The 5,277-nt window shown below is 77.1% G+C and carries 6 protein-coding genes; 5 read left to right on the top strand and 1 reads right to left on the bottom strand.

All coding sequences use genetic code 11. The annotated features are described in order from the left end of the window. Nucleotides 1-232 (bottom strand): hypothetical protein (locus AKI01S_RS51490; RefSeq protein ID WP_218010100.1); only part of this gene is annotated, 232 nt, incomplete at its 3' end. 297 nt (nucleotides 233-529) lie between these two features. Here AKI01S_RS51490 and AKI01S_RS48055 point away from each other — a divergent pair. The 5 genes from AKI01S_RS48055 to AKI01S_RS48035 all read left to right on the top strand — a co-directional run. After that, nucleotides 530-1,165, top strand: a complete 636-nt coding sequence (locus AKI01S_RS48055; protein ID WP_157420731.1) for a hypothetical protein — start codon at nucleotides 530-532, stop codon at nucleotides 1,163-1,165. A 148-nt stretch (nucleotides 1,166-1,313) separates the two neighbouring features. Continuing rightward, nucleotides 1,314-2,021 carry an SCO family protein gene (locus tag AKI01S_RS48050; RefSeq protein WP_084000972.1) on the top strand — a complete coding sequence of 236 codons (708 nt, stop codon included), beginning with the start codon at nucleotides 1,314-1,316 and terminating at the stop codon, nucleotides 2,019-2,021. Next, complete coding sequence (locus AKI01S_RS48045) at nucleotides 2,018-3,208, top strand: Dyp-type peroxidase (protein WP_174567488.1); 1,191 nt, start codon at nucleotides 2,018-2,020, stop codon at nucleotides 3,206-3,208. The genes AKI01S_RS48050 and AKI01S_RS48045 overlap by 4 nt, the downstream gene beginning before the upstream one ends. Then, entirely contained in the window at nucleotides 3,205-3,390 is a 186-nt protein-coding gene (locus tag AKI01S_RS48040) for a hypothetical protein (protein WP_067833691.1), read from the top strand. Before AKI01S_RS48045 ends, AKI01S_RS48040 begins: the two co-directional genes overlap by 4 nt. Next, nucleotides 3,387-5,277 (top strand): heavy metal translocating P-type ATPase (locus tag AKI01S_RS48035; RefSeq protein WP_067833687.1); only part of this gene is annotated, 1,891 nt, incomplete at its 3' end. The genes AKI01S_RS48040 and AKI01S_RS48035, both read left to right, overlap by 4 nt.

Here is a 5,277-nt window from a genome sequence, read left to right as displayed (position 1 = left end):
TCTGGAGATTGCTCTTCATCGTCTCCATCGACGAGGTGGTGCCCGTCATCCCCGGGATCATGATGACCGGGTCGTGGACGGGCGCGGCGGCCGTTGGGGCGGACGGGGCGGTGACCATCGCGGCGGCGGCCAGCGCCGCCGCTCCGGCCGACAGGACGGCGGCCAGGAGCCCGCGGCCGCGCCTGGTCCTTCCGGACGGCCGTGCCGCTTCGGCGGGGGTGGGGAGCGGCATCGAATCCTCCTACCCGTCGGCACTCGCATGAGGAGAACGGCTCATACGGCTCGGTCGGACCGACGGAAAATCAGGGGTGGGACCGAGGTGGCTCCCTATTAGAAACTCGGCCGTCACGGCCCGCTATGGGAACCGAACCCACTGTTTCCGCCCACGAATGTGCACTGTGTCACATCCCGGCCCGCACGCTGCGATTTCGCGCACGGCGCCCCGGCCGACGCGCGCCTCCCTCTGCGCGGCCGCGCGGCGGGCCGGTGTAGCGTTCTTCTACTACAGGTCGTAGTTCATGGTGAGGTCATGCGTCCCCCTGGTTGGTTCCGCCTGATGCGCTCGGGGCTGTTCGCCTCGGTGTGCGTCGTGCTGTCGCTGGCGGGGCACGACCTGATGACCCCGCATCCCGCGCCCGCCTGGGCCGGGTGGACGGCGCTGGCCGGGCTGACCGCGGTCGGCCACTGCCTGGCCGACCGGCGGCGTCCGGCCTGGTGGCTGCTGCTCGCCGTCGAGATGGTGCAGGGGTTCCTGCACCTGTGGTTCACCTGGTCCGCCCATCTCGGCCACCCGGTCACCGCGGTGCCCGGCGCCGCCCATCACGGCGGCGCGGGAACGCCCGTGCCGATGGACCACGGCGGCGCGTCACCGGGGATGCTCGGCGCGCACGCGTTGGCGGGCGCGCTGGTCGCGCTCTGGTTGTACGCGGGGGAGCGCGCCCTGTGGCGGACGCTGGACGCCGTCGCCGGGTTCCTGCTGCGGCCCGTGCTGTGGACGTTCGCCGTCCTGTTCGGCGGCGGTCTCCCCGGTGAGGCGAGGGCCCCTCGCATCGGGGGCGGGCGGGGTGAGGACGAGCGTCCGCCGAACGTGGCCGTGCTGTGCCACACCCTCGTACGACGCGGTCCTCCTCGGCCGGTCGGCGTCGCGGTAGACGCCCTCATCTGATCACGGCCCGTGTACGGCGGCCCGCGCCTTCCAGCGCCGCGCCGCCCGCTCCGCCTGCGCCGCCGACCGGTGATCCGCCGTTCGGCGGGCCGGGCGCGGGGTCGTGGTCGTCGCAGGACACCGACCTTCCGATCCACCGAGGAGCACCATGTCCCTTCGGCATGCCCCCATCCGCCACGGCGCCGCCGCGCCCGCCCCCGGGCGGAGCCTGCGCCGGGCCCTGGCGTTGAGCCTGTTCCTGCCCGCCCTGCTGGCGGGCTGCGGGAACGGCGCCGAGCCGCCGGCGTCGGCCGGAACGACCGCCCCCGCGCCGGACGGCGTCCGCCGCATCGAGCTGCCCCGCCCGCTTCCCCAGCCGGACCTGACGCTGACCGGCGTCTCCGGACGCCCCGTCAACCTCGCCGAGGCCACCAGGGGCAGGCTGGCCCTGGTCTTCTTCGGCTACACCAACTGCCCGGACGTGTGCCCGACCACGATGGCCGACGTCGCCGCCGCGCTGCGGCGGCTGACCCCCGACCAGCGGGCCCGCGTCGCCGTGGTCTTCGTCTCCAGCGACCCGTGGCGCGACACGCCCAAGGCGCTGAGGAGCTGGCTCGCCTCGTTCGACCGGTCCTTCATCGGGATGACCGGCGACTTCGACAGGACCCGGGCCGCGGCCCGCACGCTCGGCATCGGGCTGGAACGCCCGCAGGTGCGCGAGGGCGGCTACGAGGTCACCCACGGCGGGCAGCTCGTGGTGTTCGGCACCGACCGCCGGGCCCGCGTGATCTACCCGTCCGGGGTGTCGGCGCGGGACCTGGCGGCCGACCTGCCCGGGCTGCTGGAGCGGGACGGCCGGCCGGGAGGCGCGTCGTGACCGGCGGTACCGGAGGGCTGGGGCGGCGCCGCCTGCTCGGCGCCGCCTCCCTGGTCGGCGGCGGCCTGGTGGCCGGGGCCGCCGGGGCGCAGGCGGTCGGGGCCACCCGTGCGGAGCCCGGGCGGCGGACCGGCCGGAGCATCCCCTTCGACGGCGAGCACCAGGCGGGCATCCTCGCCCCGCCCGCGGCGCACGGCCGGTTCACCGCGTTCGACCTGGAGCCGAAGGCGGGCCGGGCCGAGGTGACCGCGCTGCTGAAGGCGTGGACGGACGCGGCGCGGCGGCTGACGGCCGGTGCCCCGGTGCCGGGCGACGCCCCCATCGGGTACGGCCCGGCCTCGCTGACCGTCACCGTGGGGTTCGGGGCCTCGCTGCTGCGGCGGATCGGGGCGCCGGTGCCCGCCGAGCTGGAGCCTCTGCCCGCGTTCCCGCGCGACGCGATCGACCCGCGCCGCAGCGACGGTGACCTCGGCGTGCTGGTCACCGCCGACGACGCGTTCGTGGTCGCGCACGCGCTGCGCGTCCTGGCCGCCGCCGGTCGCGGGACCGCGCGGCCGCGCTGGCAGATGACCGGCTTCAGCACCGCCGACGGCACCGGCGCCACCCCGCGCAACCTCATGGGCCGGCCGGACGGCAGCGGCAACCCCCGGCCGGACGACCCGGGGTTCGACCGGAAGGTCTTCGCGGCCGGTCCGGCGTGGATGCGCGGCGGCAGCTACCTGGTCTTCCGGCGGATCCGCATGCTGCTGGACGACTGGGAGCGGCTGCCCCGGCACCGGCGGGAGCAGATCATCGGCAGGCGCGCCGACACCGGCGCGCCGCTGTCGGGAGGCACCGAGTCCACGGCGCCCGACCTGCGCGCACAGAACCCCGACGGGAGCCTCGCCATCGCCGCCGGCGCGCACGTCCGCCAGTCGTCGCCGCTGTCCAACTCCGGCGCCACCCTCCTGCGCAAGGGCCTGTCCTACTTCGACGGGTACCGCCCCGACGGCGCGCCCGACGCGGGGCTGCTGTTCATCGCGTTCCAGGCCGACCCCCGCGACGGGTTCACGCGCGTCCAGCAACGGCTCGCCCGGGCCGACGACCTGAGCCGGTTCGTCCGGCACGAGTCCAGCGCGCTGTTCGCCGTCCCGCACGGCTGCCGGCCCGGCCGCTACCTGGGCCAGGACCTCATGGAGGGTCGATGAGGGCCGCCGCCGGGTTCGCGGCGCTGCTCGCCGCGTCCTTCACCGTCGCGTTCGCCGCCGGAAGCCTCGCCGGACCGGTCTCCCCGGGCATGCACCGCACCGAGCCCGGCACCCCGCCCGCCACCGGAACCACCGGACGGCCGGGCATGGGCGGCATGCCGATGGACGGGGGACGGCCATGAGCGTCCGGACGACCCACCTGACCGTCGAGGGAATGACCTGCTCGGCGTGCGTGGCGCGGGTGGAGCGGCGGCTCGGCCGCCTCCAGGGCGTCACCGCCACGGTGAACCTCGTCACCGGCCGCGCCCGGATCGCCCACCCCGCCTCGGTCACCCTCGACGACCTGCTCTCGGCGATCGGGAAGGCCGGCTACCGGGGACGGCCGGACGCGCCCGAGCCCGAGCCGCCCGGCGGGCGGGACGACCCGGCGCGCGGCGACCGCGACCGCGTGGCTGTCACGGCCCTGCTGGCCACCCCCGTCCTGGTGCTGTCGATGGTGCCCGCCCTCCAGTTCCGCAACTGGCAGTGGCTGTGCTTCGCCCTGGCCGCCCCGGTGGCGGTCTGGGGGGCGTGGCCGTTCCACACGCGGGCGGCGCGCGGGCTGCGGCACGGGACCGCCACCATGGACACCCTCGTCAGCCTCGGCGTGCTCACCGCGTTCGCGTGGTCGGTGTACGCGCTGTTCCTCGGCGGCGCGGGTGAGTCCGGGATGCGCATGCCGTTCGCCTGGACCGCCACCCCGGAGGAGGCCACCGCGCACCTGTACCTGGAGTCGGCCGCCGGGGTGACGCTGTTCGTGTCGGTCGGCCGTTTCCTGGAGGCGCGCGCCCGCCGCCGCACGGGGTCGGCGCTGGCCTCCCTGGACGACCTGGCCGCCAAGGAGGTCACCCTGGAGGACGGCACGCGGATACCGGCGCGGCGGCTCGCGCCCGGGCAGCGGTTCGTGGTCCGCCCCGGCGAGACCGTCGCCGCCGACGGCGTCGTGGTCGAGGGCGCCTCGGCGATCGACGGACGGCTGGTCACCGGGGAGGCCGTGCCGGCCGAGTGCGGACCGGGCGACCGCGTGACCGCCGGGACCGGCAACGTCGGCGGCGTGCTGGTCGTCCGCGCCACCGCGGTCGGCGCCGACACCCGGCTTGCCAGGATCGGCGCGCTGCTGGACGAGGCCCAGCTCGCCAAGGCGCGGGCGCAGCGCCGCGCCGACCGGATCGCCGGGGTCTTCGTCCCGGCGGTGCTGGTGGTCTCGGTGGTCTGCCTCGGCTTCTGGCTCGGTGCCGGGGCCGCCCCCGCGGCGGCGGTCACCACGGCCATCGCCGTCCTGGTCGTGGCGTGCCCGTGCGCGCTCGGGCTGGCGGTCCCGCTGGCGTTCCTGGCCGCCACCGGCGCCGGGGCGCGCGCCGGGGTGGTCATCGGCGGGCCCCGGGCGCTGGAACGGCTCGGCCGCGTCGACACCGTCGTGCTCGACAAGACCGGCACGCTCACCAGCGGCCGCATGACGCTGCTGGACCGCGCGGCCGTCGCGGGCGAGGACCCGGACGACGTCCTGCGGCTGGCCGCGGCGGTCGAGCGCGCCTCCGAGCACCCCATCGGCCGCGCCGTCGTGCGCGCGGCCCCCGCGCCGCCGCCGGAGGCGACCGGGTTCCGGGCGACCCCCGGGCACGGCGTGCGCGGACGGGTCGAGGGACGCGAGGTCGAGGTCGTCCGCTGCGACGACACCGAGCCGTTGCCCGCGCCGCTGCGCGCCGCCGTCGCCCGCGCCGACGACCAGGGCCACACCGCCGTCGTCGTGCGCGTCGACGGCCGCCCGGTCGCCGTGCTGACGGTCGGCGACACCCTCCACGACGACGCGGCCGAGGCGGTCGGGCGGCTGCGGCGCGGCGGGCTGCGCCCGGTGATGGCCACCGGGGACCGCCCGGCGGCCGCCCGCGCCGTCGCCGGGCGTCTCGGCATCACCGACGTCCACGCCGGGATCGGCCCGGAGGACAAGGCGGCGCTCGTCGCCGGGCTGCGGGCGCGCGGCCACGCCGTCGCCGTCGTCGGCGACGGCGTCAACGACGCGCTCGCGCTCG

It is taken from the genome of Actinomadura kijaniata NBRC 14229 (assembly GCF_001552175.1).
GTDB classification, from domain to species: domain Bacteria; phylum Actinomycetota; class Actinomycetes; order Streptosporangiales; family Streptosporangiaceae; genus Spirillospora; species Spirillospora kijaniata.
Note: the sequence above shows the minus strand (reverse complement) of the source record. Positions and strands in the feature narration are given on the sequence as shown.